We start from the raw sequence: 15,716 nt of genomic DNA, 5'->3' as shown, positions 1-15,716 counted from the left end.
TTAAATATGAGAATTAACCGCCCTGAGTGGCAGTAATGATTAACACTGAATCGTTGTTATTGAGGATGGTTTCCGCCCAGACAGACAGGGGAATAATACGATTATTGAGGGCTACAGCAATACCTTTCTTTTTTCCAGGCAGCTCAATAGCCAGTAATGCTTCCAGGTTGGCAGGAAGTACATCAAATGTTTTTCGGGTGTGGTTGATTATAAGTTCCATTCCTAAATATTTTACATATACTTTAGGAATGGCCATTATTGTACAATAGAATGTACAGCAAAAGTCATCTACTTTTCCCTACGCTGGTATGATCCAGATCAGGTTCAAAGGGTAAAGTCTCAGTCTGTTGGTAACAGACACCCCTAAAGCTGGGAACGAAGTTAGACATTTTTTTAGAATGGGCAAAATCTGAAATGATTTTAAATAAAAAAGTCCATCTCAATTTTGAGACGGACTTTTATGTTTTCCTTTGATTAACTAAAAACCTTTAGTTATTCCTCACAAGCTCTCCAGATCGCATCATTCTGCGGAACAGGAGCTATAATTTCAATGTTTTCTTTGGTAACGGGATGAATAAACTCCAGTTTTCTCGCATGAAGATTGATTCCTCCATCCGGATTGGAACGCGGTGCACCATATTTCAGATCACCCTTAATTGGAACTCCAGTCTTGGATAACTGAGCTCTGATCTGATGATGTCTTCCGGTTTCAAGGTCAATTTCCAACAACAAATAATTGTCTAATGTTTTGATCACATGATAAGTCAGGATTGCTTCTTTGGCTCCTTCCGTAGCTTTTGAAAAAACAATAGCCTTATTATTTTTTTCGTTTTTCTTTAAATAATGCACCAGTCTCTGGCTTTGCGGGATCATTTCTTTTCCAACAACGGCCCAATATGTTTTTTTCACTTCCCGGTTTTTAACCATCTGCGTCAAACGGGAAAGCGCTTTGGATGTTTTTGCATAGATCACCAGCCCGGAAGTTGGGCGGTCTATACGATGTACCAAGCCGAGAAAAACATTTCCCGGCTTAGCATCTCTTATTTTTATAAAGTTCTTGATGGATTCTAATAGTGATTCATCGCCGGTCTTATCGCCTTGTACAAGCTGACCGACCTTTTTATTAATCACCAGAAGATGGTTGTCTTCATATATAATCTGCTCCTTCATACTTGTTCCGTCTATCTTCTTCTGTTGGATAAAGACAGGATAATCCCTGCCAGAAGGCCTACCGTTTTAACAGCTGAAAGTTTTGAGCCTTCCGGAATAAATGCTCCGAATACACAGATAGCCGCTGCAGCATACATGGCATAAACAAAATTCTTATTCGTAAGTAACGGAGCCTGGATAAAGAAGCTCGCTCCGATCAAAACATAAAATACTTTTCTTGAAAGCAAATGATTGATTTCCGGGGAAAATAAATTAAACCATCCCACAGCAAGACAAATTAAAGCTGCGATAGATAGTATTCCCTGAATAGATTGTTGGTTCTGCATGGATTAATAGCTTTCGTTTTCGTTTGGAAACTCTACATTTTTCACATCTTTCACATATTGAGAAACGGCTCCTGTAATTTCTGTGTAGAGGTCAAGGTATCTTCTTAAGAATTTCGGGCTGAAACCTTTGTTCATTCCCACCATATCATGATACACCAAAACCTGTCCGTCACAATCTCCACCGGCACCAATTCCGATGGTTGGAATAGAAATGCTTTCAGTTACTTTCTTAGCTAAATCAGCAGGAATTTTTTCCAACACAATAGAAAAACAGCCAAGTTCTTCCAGAAGCTGTGCATCAGCAATTAGTTTTTCAGCTTCTGCCTCTTCCTTAGCTCTTACTTTATACGTTCCGAATTTATAGATAGACTGGGGTGTTAATCCCAAATGTCCCATTACCGGAATTCCGGCATTGATAATTTTTTTGATTGACTTGGAGATTTCTTTTCCACCTTCAATTTTCACGGCATGCGCTCCACCTTCTTTCATCATTCTTACCGCAGACTCCAATGCTTTTTCAGGATTACTCTGATAAGTTCCGAAAGGTAAATCCGCTACCACCAAAGCTCTGTCGGTTCCTCTTACCACACTTTGAGCATGATAGATCATTTGATCCAGCGTAATAGGCAATGTAGTTTCAAAACCAGCCATTACATTCGCTGCAGAGTCTCCAATTAAAATAGCATCTACTCCCCCTGCGTCTACCATTTTTGCTGTGGTAAAATCATAGGCTGTAAGCATTGTTATTTTTTCCTTGTCGAATTTCATTTTACGCAAGGTTTCAGTCGTAACTTTTTTAATTTCAGAGTGAACAGACATAATTTATCTATTTTTAAAAGTTAAAAAGTCGGCCTTGAGCCGACTTAAGTTTTTGTATGATTTATAAAACTACGTGACCGAGTTTCATAAGTTTGTCGTGATTTAAGATCTTGATATTTCTTCCGTCCACTTCAATCAGACTATCCTGTTTGAATTCTGAGATCAGACGGATGGCACTTTCTGTAGCAGTACCGATAATATTGGCAATTTCTTCTCTCGTTAAGGAGATCTTGATAAAGCCTTCAGGATCTACTCCCAGTTTCTGTTCCAGCAGCAATAGAATTTCTGCCAGCCTTTCTCTTACTGTTTTCTGCGCAAGGAAAGTAATGGTGTTGGAAGATTCTCCTAATTCATAAGAAATTTTCTGAAGCATTACGAACGACAGCTGTGGATCTACTTCCAGAAGATACATAAAGATATCTGCAGGTAAGAAAACACATTCAATATCTGTCATTGCTTCTGCTTTGGCCTGGAAGTTTTCCTCGCAAAGCAAGGAACGATAGCCGATGATATCCCCTTCTTTGATAAATCTTAAAATCTGATCTTTCCCGAAAGCTCCTGACTTTGAAAGTTTGGCAGCACCTTTTTCCAGGACAAACACTCCTTTTGGAGTTTCCCCATCCTCGAAAATAGTTTCATGTTTCTGAAAACTCAGTTTCTTTTTGCCATTAATATATTTTTCAAAATCTGCGCTAGAAAGTCTTTCTTTAAATGATTTATCATTAAAAACTCTGGCGAACCTCTCTTCAATTGCTATCTGTTGTTCCTGCGGCATTTTATATGATATTTATCACAAAAATAGAACTTTTTAACGCGATAAACAAAAAAAATTGTTATAATTTTGTAGTTCAATATTTTATGGGGTGAGCGAGAACTGTTTTCATTGTGGTCAAGGTATAGAAAAAGAGAGAATTTTATTTGATGAAAAGACTTTCTGTTGTAATGGATGTAAGTCTGTTTACGAAATTCTGAATTTAAATAATTTAAGCAATTTCTATGAGCTTAATAAAGGAGCAGGAATTCGTCCGAATGATGAAAATTCTACTCAGTTTGATTACCTGGACACACCGGAAATCTTTGAAAAAGTGACTGATTTTTCTGAAGGAAACACCAGCCTCGTCACTTTCAAAATCCCTGTAATACACTGTTCCTCATGTATTTGGCTATTGGAAAGTCTGCATACCTTAAATAAACATATCAAATATTCTCAGGTTAACTTCACAAGGAAGACTTTGCAGATTTCATTCAATCATAATGATCTGAAATTGAGCGAACTCGCTAATTTCTTAACCAATCTGGGATACAAACCTGTTATCAGTCTTGAAACTGCAGAAAAAAACGTAGACCACCTTGATAAATCTTTGCTGGTAAAATTTGCTATTGCAGGTTTTGCCTTCGGAAACGGTATGTTTCTCGCCTTTCCCGAATATGTAGGAGGCGAAGATTATTGGATGGAACATTACAAGGGGCTTTTCAGAACACTGATGTTCTTATTAGCATGCCCCGTAGTATTCTATTCAGCATCAGACTATTACAAATCTGCATGGTACGGATTAAAAAATAAAATCGTCAACATAGATGTTCCTATTGTACTGGGAATTTTTGTTCTTTTCGGGAGAAGTATTTATGAAGTAGTGACGGATTACGGTCCGGGATATTTTGATACCCTTTGCGGTCTTCTTTTCTTCATGCTGATGGGGAAAATTTTTCAGAAAAGAACGTACAGTGCCCTTTCTTATGACCGGGACTACAAATCGTTCTATCCTATTGCCGTAACGAAGGTAGACTTTGAAGGAAAACAGGAAAACATCCTTCTTTCTGCTGTAAAAGTAGGAGACAGAATTTTGGTTAGAAATCAGGAAATCATTCCGGTAGATGCAATTCTTATTAACGGAGAAGGAAATATCGACAACAGTTTTATTACCGGAGAAAGTGAAAGCATCAGTAAACAGCCGGGCGATAAAATCTTTGCCGGAGGTAAGCAGATCGGGTCATCTCTGGAGCTGGAAGTTATTAAAGATGTAGACCAGAGTTACCTTACTCAGCTTTGGAATAAAGAAGCTTTCAAAAAACATGAAACCGGACTGGATACATTAACAAACAGCATCAGTAAATATTTCACATTCATCATTTTAGGTATTGCTCTGGCTGCTGGAATTTATTGGGCATTTATTGATTTGGAGAAAATGTTTCAGGTTATTTCAGCCATTCTCATCATTGCATGTCCTTGCGCACTTGCACTGTCCGCACCGTTCACTTTCGGTCACATTATGAGGATTTTAGGCCGAAATAAGTTTTATGTAAAAGATACTTTAACGATTGAAAAAATCGCGAAACTTGATACGATTGTTTTTGACAAAACAGGAACGATTACACACAGAAAAAAATCAAATATCAAATACGAAGGATCTGAGATCAACGAATTTGACTCTTTGAATATCAAAACTTTATTAAAAAATTCCAACCACCCGCTTTCAAAATCATTGTACGAATTCATAGAGGTGAACGATGAATATTTCCCTGTAGAGAAGTTTGTTGAAATTTCAGGAAAAGGATATGAAGCCAGTGTAAGAGGAAATCTGTATAAAATTGGTTCTGCCCGCTACAACAACCAGGAACCTAAAAATCTTGAAACAGCCGTTTATATCAGTAAAAATGGTGAATACCTGGGTAAATTCATCTTTAAAAACGAATATCGTCCAAGACTGAAAGAACTTTTCACAAAACTTACCCACTACAAAATATTTATCCTGAGCGGAGACAACTCCTCAGAAGAAAACCAGCTTAAAGAGCTTATTCCGAATTACAAAGGAATGGCCTTTAATCAAAGCCCGGAAGACAAACTGAACTACATCAAATCCCTTCAGGATCAGCACTTAAAAGTGGCAATGCTTGGAGACGGGCTTAATGATGCGGGAGCCTTAAAACAAAGTAATGTAGGAATCGCCATTGCTGATGATACGAACAGTTTTACCCCATCTTCCGATGTCATTATGAACGGAGATAAAGTAGTTACTCTTGACAATTATCTGAACGTTTGTAAGGGTTCCATCACGATTGTGAAAATGACATTTATAATCAGTTTTCTATACAATATTGTTGGTTTAAGTTACGCTGTTACAGGCCATATGCATCCGCTCTTCGCAGCAATCATTATGCCAATCAGTTCGATTACAGTGGTTACCTTTACTACAGTTTCAACCTGGATTTTAGGTCGTAAATATTTCAAAAAACAGGCGTAAAAGCCCTTATTTAGACTGATTTTAAATTAGCTGAAATCGGCATTTCGTGATGAATGTCATTATTTTTCACTAAATTTGAACCCCGAAAATAGGTTAATTTTGTTGTCCAATGGATATTCTATATTTAATGATCCTCTGCAGTGTTTCTTTGGCTGCGATTTTCTTGGTCGTATTTATAGTGTATGCCCGAAAAGGACAGTTTGAGGATGATGAATCTCCGGCTGTCAGAATCCTTTTTGATGACGAAAAAGTTGAAGAAAAAGATGAAACCGGCAACAAAAATAAAGACGAGAAAGAAATAGGAGAAAATAATAAAAATTGAGAAAAATAGTGAATAGTTGATATGGAAACACAGAAGTTTAGTTATGACAATAGTATTGTCCGTGCGTTCCTTTATGCGACCTTAGTTTTCGGTCTCATTGGATTTACGTTCGGGCTTACGGCGGCATTAATGCTTTTCTACCCTGAATTACCTGAATTCTTTTTCGGGACAGATGACACAACCATTAAAAGTTTGGCATCGGGTAATATTGAAGGGTTAATAAACACTCATGGTGCATTTGGTTTTGGTAGAATCAGAATGCTGCACACCAATACCGTAATCTTTGCATTCGTTTGTAACATCGTTTACACGGGTATTTATTACTCATTACAAAGATTATTAAAAACAAGAATGTACAGTGACACCTTGTCTTGGCTACATTTCTGGACCTGGCAGTTTATGATTGTTGCTACGTTCATTACCTTCTTTATGGGGATCAATACCTCTAAGGAATATGCTGAACACGAGTGGCCGATCGACATATTGATCGCATTCTCATGGATCATTTTTGGTATCAATATGTTCCTGACTATTTCAAAGAGAAGAGTGAGACACCTTTACGTAGCCATCTGGTTCTACATCGGTACCTGGATTGCAGTAGCAATGCTTCACATCTTCAACAACCTTGAAGTACCTTTATCTTTCACAGGCTGGAAATCTTATTCAGCATATGCAGGGGTAAAAGATGCTATTGTACAGTGGTGGTATGGACACAATGCGGTTGCATTCGTATTGACGACTCCGGTTCTTGGTTTAATGTATTACTTCCTTCCGAAGGCTGCAGACAGACCGGTATTCTCTTATAAATTGTCTATTATTCACTTCTGGTCATTAATTTTCGTATATATCTGGGCTGGTCCTCACCACCTTCAGTATACAGCTCTTCCGGCTTGGGCTCAGGCGGTAGGAACAGGGTTCTCTATCATGCTTATTGCACCATCCTGGGGAGGTATGTTAAATGGTCTTCTTACACTAAGAGGAGCATGGGATAAGGTAAGAGAAAATCCTATCCTTAAGTTCTTCGTAGTAGCTGTTACATGTTATGGTATGGCAACGTTTGAAGGACCGCTTTTGGCAACTAAAAACATCAACAAAATTGGTCACTTTACAGACTGGGTTATCGGTCACGTACACTTAGGAGCTCTTGGATGGAATGGTTTCATGGCATTCGGGGTTATCTATTACCTGGTACCAATTATGTGGAGAACGAAACTTTGGTCTGTAAAATTAGCTAACTGGCATTTCTGGTTAGGTACTTTAGGAATTATCTTCTATGCAGTTCCAATGTATATTTCAGGATTTACACAAGGATTAATGTGGAAGCAATTCAACCCGGACGGAACCTTATTATGGAAAAACTGGCTGGATACGGTAACTGCAATTATTCCTTACTTCAAAATGAGATTTGTAGGAGGTCTATTCTATATTTCAGGATCTATCCTGATGATTGTAAACGTAATCGCTACAGTAAGAAAAGGATCATTCCAGAAAGAAGTTCCTGCTGAAGCTCCTGCGTTGGCAAACATCAGCAAAAACAGAAAAGAAGGAGAAGGTACTCACCTTTGGCTGGAAAGAACTCCTGTATTATTAGGTATCTTATCTTTCATCACGATATCTATCGGTAGTTCAATTGAAATTATCCCTACACTATCTCTTAAGAAAAGTGTACCTACGATTTCTGCCGTGAAGCCTTATTCACCGCTGGAACTTGAAGGTAGAGATATTTATATCCGTGAAGGATGTAACGCTTGTCACTCTCAGATGATCAGACCATTCAGAGATGAGATTACAAGATTCAACGGTAAAAACGGACAGTACTCCAAAGCTGGAGAATTCGTATACGACAGACCATTCCTATGGGGTTCTAAGAGAACAGGACCGGATTTACATAGAGAAGGTGGTAAAAACCCAAGTTCTTGGCACTACAAGCACATGTACAACCCAAGATCTACATCTGCTGGTTCCATCATGCCACGTTACCCTTGGTTAATTGCTACTGACTTAGACAGAACCAAGATGGTAGACAAAATGAAACTGATGAAGAATGTGTTTGATGTACCTTATACTAAGGCTGAAATCGATTCTGCAGACAAATGGGCTAACAACCAATCAGCAAAAATTGTGAAAGATATCTTCTCTGAAGCTAATGACCTTAAGCAGGCTTACGCTAAGAGACCTCAGGGAGAACTAGAGAAAAAAGAAATTGTAGCTCTTATTTCTTATCTTCAGAGATTAGGTACAGATATCAAAACAACTGAAATCAAAACAGCAAGTAATAACTAAAAAACATTAAAAAGTTCATACTATGATTCCTCAGAACTTTAAAGATATATTATCCAATACTGAAAATGCTGGCTTCTACCAGACACTGGCTCTGATTTTCTTTATGCTGTTCTTCATAGCTTTAGTAATCTATGTTTTTAGCAGACCTAAAAAATATTACAAAGAAGAAGAAGAGGCACCTCTTGGGGATGATGAAGATGACGATTTTAATTTAAAAAATTAAACTATTTTTTATGAAACAAAGAACACCTGTTGTTATAAACATCTTAATAATAATCGGACTTTTAATAGTTTTTTATTATTTATTTGTACAGAGCTACGCGTTCCTTTCTTCACCTTACTTCTGGGGAACTGTTGTGATCGCTGGTATCCTGGCTTACATTCATGGAGCTATCGGAGACCTTATTGAGAACAACAAATTCAAGAAATTATCTCCTGAAGAAAAGGCAGCTTATTTAGCTGAAAAGAAAGTTCCTTATTTCAAAAGATTGTACCAAAGTGCATTCAAAAAGCAATCTGCTTCTGAAGAAAAGGATATCCTTATCGACCACGGTTTCGACGGAATCATGGAGTTGGATAACCAATTACCGAAATGGTGGGTAGGTTTATTCTATTTTGGGACCGCTTTTTGTATTGTATATATTGCAGCTTACTCTTTCACAGACTTCGCTCACCCGTTAAGCGAATATGAAAAAGAATATAAAGAGCAGTTGGCAAGTATTGAAGAATATCAGAAATCTCAGCCTCCAGTAACCATTGAAACAGCTAAGTATTCAGCTGATAACATTGCAGAAGGTAAAGAATTATTCAAAACAAACTGTGCATCTTGTCACAAAGAAGATGGTAGTGGAGGTATCGGACCTAACCTTACTGATAACTACTGGATCAACCAGCCTGAGAAGACGTTATTCAAAAACGTATTCCATATGGACTGGAATGGTTCTCCTACTAACCCTGCCATGAGAGCATTCGGTAAAAACGGAGAAGTTTCAGGTGCAGAGATTGAGAAGATTGCAGCTTATGTATATCACATCAACCAGGAACAACCACCAGTGACTCCGGCTCAGGGAGGAGCAGCTCCTCAAGGAACTGAAGCACATTGGGAAAAAGAATAATTTAAAAAATTAGAAACATATGAAAAAAACATAATTTGTTATTAGATTAAAATAGTAACGAATTATGTTTTTTCTTTTTTAAAACCTATTACATATGTCAGACATAGAAGATATAGAAGTACGCGGCGGACAGGGACAGGTTCTGGACCCTGAGACTTACAGAGATTCTATAGGGACAATGGAGCAATCCGGAAAAAGAAAATGGGTCTTTCCAAGAAAACCTAAAGGAAAGTACACCAACTATAGAAACATTGTAAGCTATTTACTATTAATTATTTATTTTACATTACCTTTCATCAAAATCAATGGTAACCCATTGCTGATGTTTAATGTAATAGACAGAGAGTTTTTCATTTTTGGACAGCCTTTCTATCCACAGGACTTTTTTATCCTTACTTTAGGTGCTATTGCCTCTTTGATCTTTATTATTGTTTTTACGATTGCGTTCGGAAGAATTTTCTGCGGGTGGATCTGCCCTCAGACAATTTTTATGGAATCGATATTCCGTAAAATCGAATACCTGATTGAAGGTGACAGAAATAAGCAGATGAAGCTGGACAGACAGGAGTGGAACAGTGAGAAGATCTGGAAAAGAAGTTTGAAATGGACTATTTATGTCATCATTTCACTCATTATTACCCACTTTATGTTCATGTATATCGTAGGATATGAAGAAGTATTTAAAATTGTTGGGGAAGGGCCATTTGCACATCCTACCAATTTTATTGTAATGATTCTTCTTACCGCAGCATTTTACTTTGTATTTGCGTGGTTCAGAGAGCAGGTTTGTACATTGGTTTGTCCTTACGGAAGACTTCAGGGTGTATTGATCGATAAAGATACCATCAATGTTTTCTATGACTTCAAAAGAGGAGAAAACAGAGCAAAATGGAGAAAGGGCGAAGATCGTAAAGCTGCAGGAAAAGGTGATTGTATCGACTGCCACCAGTGTGTTGTGGTATGTCCTACCGGAATTGACATCAGAGACGGGCAACAGCTGGAATGTATCAACTGTACAGCATGTATTGATGCCTGCAATGAAGTAATGGAAAAAGTTGGCCTTCCGAAAGGACTGATCCGTTATGCTTCGGAAAACGAGATTGAAAAAGAAACTCAGTTTAAGTTTACAGGAAGAATGAAAGGGTTCTCTATATTCCTGTTACTTCTTGTAGGATTCTTAGGATATCTTCTTTACAGCCGTGGTGAGATGGAGGCTAAATTCATTAAACCTGCGGGAAGTACATTCTTTGTGAGAGACGGTAAAATTACCAATACTTATAATTATACCTTCCTTAATAAAACGAACGAGAAAAAAATCGTTACCATCAAAGTGATAGATCCGGCACATGGTGAAATTACATATAGTGCATCAAGTAAGATTCAGGTAGACAGAGATAAAATTTCCAAGGGAACCATCAATATCAGCTTCCCGGAAAATGATATGAAACTCTCTAAACAGAATATAACAATTGGTGTTTACGATATGAAAGGTAAACTGATTGATTCATACCAGACTTATTTTGAAGGACCTTTTAAACTGCAATTTTAATTAGAAAAGAATGAAGAACTTTAGTTGGGGACACGGTGTTGTAATTGCATTACTAGCATTTATAGTTTTTATATTATCCATGATGTTTCTTTTCCCGAACGGACAGAAGAATTCTGAAATGGTAACCGATAATTATTACGAAGAAGAATTGAAGTACCAGGATGTGATTGATGCTAAGAAAAAGGCAGATGACCTGCAGGAAAAACCTGTATACAGCCAGGATACCAAAGGCATTACAATCACTTTTCCAAAAGAATATAATAATTCAAATACTACGGTAAAATTTGTTTTAAACAGAACCGACGACCAGAATTTAGACATTAAAAAATCTGTACAGCTTGATGCCAGCCAGTCTTTCACCATTCCTGCACAGGTATTGAAAGTAGGAAACTATACGTTAAGATTAAGCTGGACAAAAGATAAAACAGACTACCGAATGGATTATGACGTGATATGGAAATAGGACTTATTGTATCGGCTATTGCTTTAGGCTTTGCTTCCGGTTTTCACTGTATCGGAATGTGCGGACCTATTGCTTTATCGATGGGATTAACCAAAAAACAGGCTGCCAATTTCTATCTTCAGAACCTTACCTATCAATTCGGAAGAATTTTTACCTATTCATTATTAGGTGCTCTTCTGGGGATTATCGGGCAGGGATTTGAAATGGCAGGCTTCCAGAAATATCTTACCATTACTGCAGGAATCCTTCTAATCATTATGGCTGTATTTTCATTTGGTGGAAAAGATTTTGCTTCAAAAATTCCTTTCCTATCCAAGTTTCTGTACAATGTAAAAATGAATTTAGGAAAATTACTTCAGAAAGCGGATTACCGTTCGAGATTTACAACAGGTCTATTAAATGGCTTTTTACCATGCGGAATGGTGTATATGGCACTTACAGCCAGTCTTGCAGGCGGAGGAATATGGCAGGGAGCTTTATATATGGCTTTATTTGGGCTGGGAACCCTTCCGTTCATGTTTGCCATTGTTCTGGCCGGAAATCTCATGAATCAGGCCTTCAGAGTAAGAGTTTTAAAAGCAGTTCCTGTGATTATGATTATTTTGGGAGGATTATTCATTCTGAGAGGTCTTGAGCTGGGAATACCGTATGTTTCTCCTAAGGCGGAAGCCATGACAATTAGTAAAGATCCGAACGGAGCAGTTAACTGTCATTAATTTGTATTTAAATCTACCATGAAGAAAACCATTGTCTTATTTTTGATAAGCCTTTTTACATTGCAATCCTGCAGTGTGAATTCTGAAATTGTATATCATAAGGATGCCGCTTCTACTTCTGTTACCGATATCGATACCAAAGAATTTATGTCGGAAATGATGGCAATGACACCGGATTCCTTAAAGCAGAAAGAATTCGGCGAAATGGATAAGCTTCCGACTGCCTGGACAAGTATGTATGATCTTGCCAAACAGGAAGGAAAATTGAAAACCGAAAATCCGGATTCGATTCGGATTATGAAAAAGGTCTTCATGAAATCAACAAAGGAAGATCAAAAGCTGGCTGGATTTTCTTTCAAAATGGAGCATTTTACTGCGGAAGATTATCAGGCTCTGAAAAACTTCACGAAAACTGAAAAAATTCCTCTGGATCAAAATATTTACAATAATTGGGACGGAAAGACTTTAATGATTAATACAGATAATTTTAATCTTAAAAGTATTGAAGAAGCTATCAAAACCAAAAGCTCAAAGGAAGAAGCTGAGAAAGTAGCAGGTATGATGGTCATGTTTTTCAAAAAAATCGGTACAACCTTAAAATTTGAAAATAAAATACAATCAATTTCAGGTAAACATGATTGGGTAAAACAGATTGACGACCATTCAATAAGAATAGATTATGATCTGAAAGCCATCTATGATCAGGATACAAAACTCAAAAACGCAGATAAAAAGATTATTATCATTACAGAATAAAATTATAAAAAACAAAGGCCGAATCTGTGATCCAGGCCTTTGTTTTTTATCTTAAATAATGTGCTTAATTAGTAATCAACGTTGCTACAATAGAAGATTGTGAAGAATACGTACTCCAGTTAAATGTACCCGCATAAGCACCGGTAGTACCACTAAATTTATAAACATCCTTTGCTACCACATCAAAAGCATATGCCGCTCCTTTGGTTACATTTATCTTACCAATAATGACTGTCGTTTCAGGGTTCATAGCCGCTGGAGGATTACCGCTACCGATTGGTGTTGACATTCCAAAAAATGTTTCTGTCCCGTTAACCTTTATGGCGATCTGGGTATTGGAAAAAACAAGGCTTCCTGATCCCGAGTTTGCTCCTAATGCTGTATAAACATTAGCCTGAATAAGTAGAACACCATCAGCAGGTGCTATATACGTATAATTCAATCCTGGAATCGAATTAAATGTTGTAGAACCATTTACACTCTTTCCCGTACTAAAAACATTGAAAGCTATAGAGCTTTGGCCACTAAGCCCCTGCAAAGAATTCCAGGTGGGTGGTGCTCCTGCCCCCTGAGAGACCAAAATCTGCCCCGCTGATCCCGCAGAACCAGCTTTTGATGCATCTCCGCCTACATTGAATTCATTAGTGATCTGCAATGAACCATTAACATGTAATGATTTTTGTGGTGTATCTGTTTTTATCCCAACCTGTCCATATATTGTAATTGAAAACAATAATGCTCCAGAAATTAATTTTTTTTTCATTTAATTGTGTTATTTTAATATTAAAAAAGTATTAGCAAAATAATTCCTTAAATAAAATTGCGTCGACCTATCAATGGCTTGGCAAAACTAAATAAACAAATAAAAAAAACATAATTTAATTCCCATAAATTTGAATAATTGCTAAAATCCTTATTAAAATCTATAAATGATATAATAAAATAAACAGTAAACCTAAAAATTTAGAACAAAAAACTAAAATTAAGAAACTATAAAAAAGTTAGTAAGCCCACTCATACTAAACTATCACAGACAAGCATTTTATAACAAAAAAAACCACCTTAATGGTGGTCTTTTAATCTTAAAATATAATTGCTTAGTTAATAACATCAAACCTTGCATATTCAGCAACCTTCTTAGGAAGCTTGATTCCTTCCGGTGTCTGGTTATTCTCCAGCAATGCAGCCATAATTCTTGGTAATGCCATTGCAGATCCGTTCAGAGTATGAACCAGCTGAGATTTACCATCTCCTTTGTAACGGCATTTCAATCTGTTGGCCTGGAATGTTTCAAAGTTGGACACTGAGCTTACTTCCAGCCACATTTCCTGAGCTGCACTCCAAACTTCAAAGTCATAAGTCATGGCAGATGCAAAACCTGTATCACCACCACAAAGTCTTAATACTCTGAACGGAAGTTCAAGATCTGTAAGAATTTCTTTGATGTGTTCTACCATTTCTTCCAGCACAGCATAAGAATTTTCCGGTTTCTCAATTCTTACAATTTCTACTTTTTCAAACTGGTGAAGACGGTTCAATCCTCTTACATGGGCGCCATAGCTTCCCGCTTCTCTTCTGTAGCACTGGGAGAATGCTGTATTCTTAATCGGAAGATCCTTCTCATCAAGTAATACATCGCGGTAAAGGTTTGTTACAGGAACTTCTGCTGTAGGGATCAAATATAATTTATCTTCATTAATATAATACATCTGTCCTTCTTTATCCGGCAACTGTCCGGTTCCGAAACCTGAAGCCTCATTCACAACGTGAGGAGGGTTCACTTCTGTATATCCTTTTTCCACATTTTTATCTAAGAAATACTGAACCAAAGCTCTCTGTAATCTTGCTCCTTTTCCTAAATAAACAGGGAAACCGGCTCCCGCAATTTTTACTCCTAATTCAAAGTCGATAAGGTTGTATTTTTTTGCCAGTTCCCAGTGAGGAATAGCTCCTTCACCAAGACCTTCTACCGGATGAGATTGGAAAATGATTTCGTTATCATCCGCAGAAGCACCACTCTTTACCAATTCATTGGGAATGTTGGGAAGCTGATACAGAATATTCAGTAAGTCGTTTTCTTTACCTTCTAACTGGGATTTCAATTCTGAGCTCGACTCTTTGTATTGTGCTGTTTTAGACTTTGCAGATTCCGCTTCTTCTTTTTTTCCTTCTTTCATCAAAATACCGATTTCTTTCGAAATTTTGTTGATTTCGGAAAGCTGGGAATCTAGTTCAAACTGGATTCTTTTTCTTTCGTCATCGGCAGCGATAGCCTCGTCTACCAACTCAAGATTTTTGAATTGTCTTTTCTTAAGACCTTCTAAAACGCGTTCTTTGTTGTCGCGCAAAAAATTGACTTGTAACATTTTATTTAGATGTTAAATATTAGATATTAGCTTATAATCAGCTAACTGTTGTACAAATTTAAAAATTATTTTGTGACCGTGACAGTATTTATCGAAGTTGGTGCATCTGCCTCTTTTGAAAATACCGGAACTCGGTTATACAAAACTTTTGAAACCTGGAATACCGTTGGGGTATTGCGATACTGAATTTCCAAAGTATCAATCACATTATCGCTTGCATTTGTGCTTTTTGTATACGTAATCTTCATTCTGGAATAATAGGAAGTTCCTGTACCTGGTTGATCCGGGCTGATAGAATCCAGTCTTCTTCTTTTGGCTCCTGCCAGATATTCCATATAAAATAATGAATCTGTAGTCATTTTCAATGAAATGTTGATCGGAGCAATATCTTTAGTTCCAAAAATATCATTCACGGAATATCCCGTATAAGATCCTGTAAGTTTACTGTTCAGCAAATCCTGACCAGCACTGTTCCTGATATAGATATTCATTAACTGATCTATTCTCTGCAAAGAATCATCATCACTTTTACAACTGATCAGTGCAAAAACTGCTACAAGTATACACCAAAAATATTTCATCATAAATA

17 protein-coding genes and 1 riboswitch are annotated in these 15,716 nt (G+C 37.2%); of the genes, 9 read left to right on the top strand and 8 right to left on the bottom strand.

From position 1 onward, the window contains the following. Positions 1–13: 13 nt before the first annotated feature. From thiS to AC5YGI_RS09515, 5 genes are all read right to left on the bottom strand, one after another. The gene (thiS, locus tag AC5YGI_RS09535; protein ID WP_047377339.1) at positions 14–220 is read right to left on the bottom strand and encodes a sulfur carrier protein ThiS; all 207 of its coding nucleotides are present in this window, start codon (positions 218–220) and stop codon (positions 14–16) included. A gap of 58 nt (positions 221–278) precedes the next feature. After that, positions 279–375: riboswitch (TPP riboswitch) on the bottom strand. Between the two features lie 117 nt (positions 376–492). Then, positions 493–1,170 carry an RluA family pseudouridine synthase gene (locus tag AC5YGI_RS09530; protein WP_137904785.1) on the bottom strand — a complete coding sequence of 226 codons (678 nt, stop codon included), beginning with the start codon at positions 1,168–1,170 and terminating at the stop codon, positions 493–495. Positions 1,171–1,181: 11 nt separating this feature from the next. Then, positions 1,182–1,496 (bottom strand): hypothetical protein, encoded by a 315-nt coding sequence (locus AC5YGI_RS09525; protein WP_047377337.1) that lies wholly within the window; start codon positions 1,494–1,496, stop codon positions 1,182–1,184. Between the two features lie 3 nt (positions 1,497–1,499). Further along, on the bottom strand, positions 1,500–2,315 hold the full coding sequence (gene panB / locus AC5YGI_RS09520) for a 3-methyl-2-oxobutanoate hydroxymethyltransferase (RefSeq protein ID WP_496168079.1): 816 nt from the start codon (positions 2,313–2,315) through the stop codon (positions 1,500–1,502). A gap of 61 nt (positions 2,316–2,376) precedes the next feature. Beyond that, the gene (locus AC5YGI_RS09515) at positions 2,377–3,090 is read right to left on the bottom strand and encodes a Crp/Fnr family transcriptional regulator (protein ID WP_496168078.1); all 714 of its coding nucleotides are present in this window, start codon (positions 3,088–3,090) and stop codon (positions 2,377–2,379) included. 88 nt (positions 3,091–3,178) lie between these two features. On the opposite strand from AC5YGI_RS09515, the gene AC5YGI_RS09510 reads away from it, so the two are divergent. From AC5YGI_RS09510 to AC5YGI_RS09470, 9 genes are all read left to right on the top strand, one after another. Then, a complete protein-coding gene (locus AC5YGI_RS09510; protein ID WP_496168077.1) occupies positions 3,179–5,557 on the top strand; it encodes a heavy metal translocating P-type ATPase in 2,379 nt (792 codons plus the stop codon). A 109-nt stretch (positions 5,558–5,666) separates the two neighbouring features. After that, positions 5,667–5,879: a cbb3-type cytochrome oxidase assembly protein CcoS gene (gene ccoS, locus AC5YGI_RS09505; RefSeq protein ID WP_110009904.1), complete on the top strand. Its 213-nt coding sequence runs from the start codon at positions 5,667–5,669 to the stop codon at positions 5,877–5,879. 21 nt (positions 5,880–5,900) lie between these two features. Beyond that, a complete protein-coding gene (ccoN, locus tag AC5YGI_RS09500) occupies positions 5,901–8,162 on the top strand; it encodes a cytochrome-c oxidase, cbb3-type subunit I (protein ID WP_227942646.1) in 2,262 nt (753 codons plus the stop codon). Positions 8,163–8,184: 22 nt separating this feature from the next. Next, complete coding sequence (locus AC5YGI_RS09495) at positions 8,185–8,385, top strand: cbb3-type cytochrome oxidase subunit 3 (RefSeq protein ID WP_002983870.1); 201 nt, start codon at positions 8,185–8,187, stop codon at positions 8,383–8,385. 10 nt (positions 8,386–8,395) lie between these two features. Then, positions 8,396–9,277 (top strand): cbb3-type cytochrome c oxidase N-terminal domain-containing protein, encoded by an 882-nt coding sequence (locus tag AC5YGI_RS09490; RefSeq protein WP_062676011.1) that lies wholly within the window; start codon positions 8,396–8,398, stop codon positions 9,275–9,277. Positions 9,278–9,371: 94 nt separating this feature from the next. Further along, positions 9,372–10,826, top strand: a complete 1,455-nt coding sequence (gene ccoG / locus AC5YGI_RS09485; RefSeq protein WP_496168076.1) for a cytochrome c oxidase accessory protein CcoG — start codon at positions 9,372–9,374, stop codon at positions 10,824–10,826. Between the two features lie 10 nt (positions 10,827–10,836). Next, positions 10,837–11,289, top strand: coding sequence for a FixH family protein (locus AC5YGI_RS09480; protein WP_227942648.1), 453 nt, complete (start codon positions 10,837–10,839; stop codon positions 11,287–11,289). Beyond that, positions 11,280–12,005 carry a sulfite exporter TauE/SafE family protein gene (locus tag AC5YGI_RS09475; RefSeq protein ID WP_330744299.1) on the top strand — a complete coding sequence of 242 codons (726 nt, stop codon included), beginning with the start codon at positions 11,280–11,282 and terminating at the stop codon, positions 12,003–12,005. The genes AC5YGI_RS09480 and AC5YGI_RS09475 overlap by 10 nt, the downstream gene beginning before the upstream one ends. 18 nt (positions 12,006–12,023) lie before the next feature. Next, positions 12,024–12,761 carry a hypothetical protein gene (locus tag AC5YGI_RS09470; RefSeq protein ID WP_330744302.1) on the top strand — a complete coding sequence of 246 codons (738 nt, stop codon included), beginning with the start codon at positions 12,024–12,026 and terminating at the stop codon, positions 12,759–12,761. A 64-nt stretch (positions 12,762–12,825) separates the two neighbouring features. Here the strand turns inward: AC5YGI_RS09470 and AC5YGI_RS09465 are convergent, their stop codons facing one another. From AC5YGI_RS09465 to AC5YGI_RS09455, 3 genes are all read right to left on the bottom strand, one after another. After that, complete coding sequence (locus AC5YGI_RS09465) at positions 12,826–13,524, bottom strand: hypothetical protein (protein ID WP_454511379.1); 699 nt, start codon at positions 13,522–13,524, stop codon at positions 12,826–12,828. A gap of 334 nt (positions 13,525–13,858) precedes the next feature. Further along, entirely contained in the window at positions 13,859–15,127 is a 1,269-nt protein-coding gene (gene serS, locus AC5YGI_RS09460; protein WP_330744305.1) for a serine--tRNA ligase, read from the bottom strand. 65 nt (positions 15,128–15,192) lie between these two features. Next, positions 15,193–15,711 (bottom strand): hypothetical protein, encoded by a 519-nt coding sequence (locus tag AC5YGI_RS09455; protein ID WP_330744307.1) that lies wholly within the window; start codon positions 15,709–15,711, stop codon positions 15,193–15,195. Between the last annotated feature and the right edge of the window lie 5 nt (positions 15,712–15,716).

It is taken from the genome of Chryseobacterium sp. CS3K3.1, from assembly GCF_059515165.1.
Note: the sequence above shows the minus strand (reverse complement) of the source record. Positions and strands in the feature narration are given on the sequence as shown.

Excerpts from the sequence above, each read along its gene's own strand:
- AC5YGI_RS09470 (WP_330744302.1), top strand. The coding sequence starts at position 12,024 with ATGAAGAAAACCATTGTCTTATTTTTGATAAGCCTTTTTACATTGCAA.
- ccoG (WP_496168076.1), top strand. The coding sequence starts at position 9,372 with ATGTCAGACATAGAAGATATAGAAGTACGCGGCGGACAGGGACAGGTT.
- serS (WP_330744305.1), bottom strand. The coding sequence starts at position 15,127 with ATGTTACAAGTCAATTTTTTGCGCGACAACAAAGAACGCGTTTTAGAA.
- AC5YGI_RS09515 (WP_496168078.1), bottom strand. The coding sequence starts at position 3,090 with ATGCCGCAGGAACAACAGATAGCAATTGAAGAGAGGTTCGCCAGAGTT.
- thiS (WP_047377339.1), bottom strand. The coding sequence starts at position 220 with ATGGAACTTATAATCAACCACACCCGAAAAACATTTGATGTACTTCCT.
- AC5YGI_RS09530 (WP_137904785.1), bottom strand. The coding sequence starts at position 1,170 with ATGAAGGAGCAGATTATATATGAAGACAACCATCTTCTGGTGATTAAT.
- ccoS (WP_110009904.1), top strand. The coding sequence starts at position 5,667 with ATGGATATTCTATATTTAATGATCCTCTGCAGTGTTTCTTTGGCTGCG.
- AC5YGI_RS09495 (WP_002983870.1), top strand. The coding sequence starts at position 8,185 with ATGATTCCTCAGAACTTTAAAGATATATTATCCAATACTGAAAATGCT.
- AC5YGI_RS09475 (WP_330744299.1), top strand. The coding sequence starts at position 11,280 with ATGGAAATAGGACTTATTGTATCGGCTATTGCTTTAGGCTTTGCTTCC.
- AC5YGI_RS09455 (WP_330744307.1), bottom strand. The coding sequence starts at position 15,711 with ATGATGAAATATTTTTGGTGTATACTTGTAGCAGTTTTTGCACTGATC.
- ccoN (WP_227942646.1), top strand. The coding sequence starts at position 5,901 with ATGGAAACACAGAAGTTTAGTTATGACAATAGTATTGTCCGTGCGTTC.
- AC5YGI_RS09465 (WP_454511379.1), bottom strand. The coding sequence starts at position 13,524 with ATGAAAAAAAAATTAATTTCTGGAGCATTATTGTTTTCAATTACAATA.
- panB (WP_496168079.1), bottom strand. The coding sequence starts at position 2,315 with ATGTCTGTTCACTCTGAAATTAAAAAAGTTACGACTGAAACCTTGCGT.
- AC5YGI_RS09490 (WP_062676011.1), top strand. The coding sequence starts at position 8,396 with ATGAAACAAAGAACACCTGTTGTTATAAACATCTTAATAATAATCGGA.
- AC5YGI_RS09525 (WP_047377337.1), bottom strand. The coding sequence starts at position 1,496 with ATGCAGAACCAACAATCTATTCAGGGAATACTATCTATCGCAGCTTTA.
- AC5YGI_RS09480 (WP_227942648.1), top strand. The coding sequence starts at position 10,837 with ATGAAGAACTTTAGTTGGGGACACGGTGTTGTAATTGCATTACTAGCA.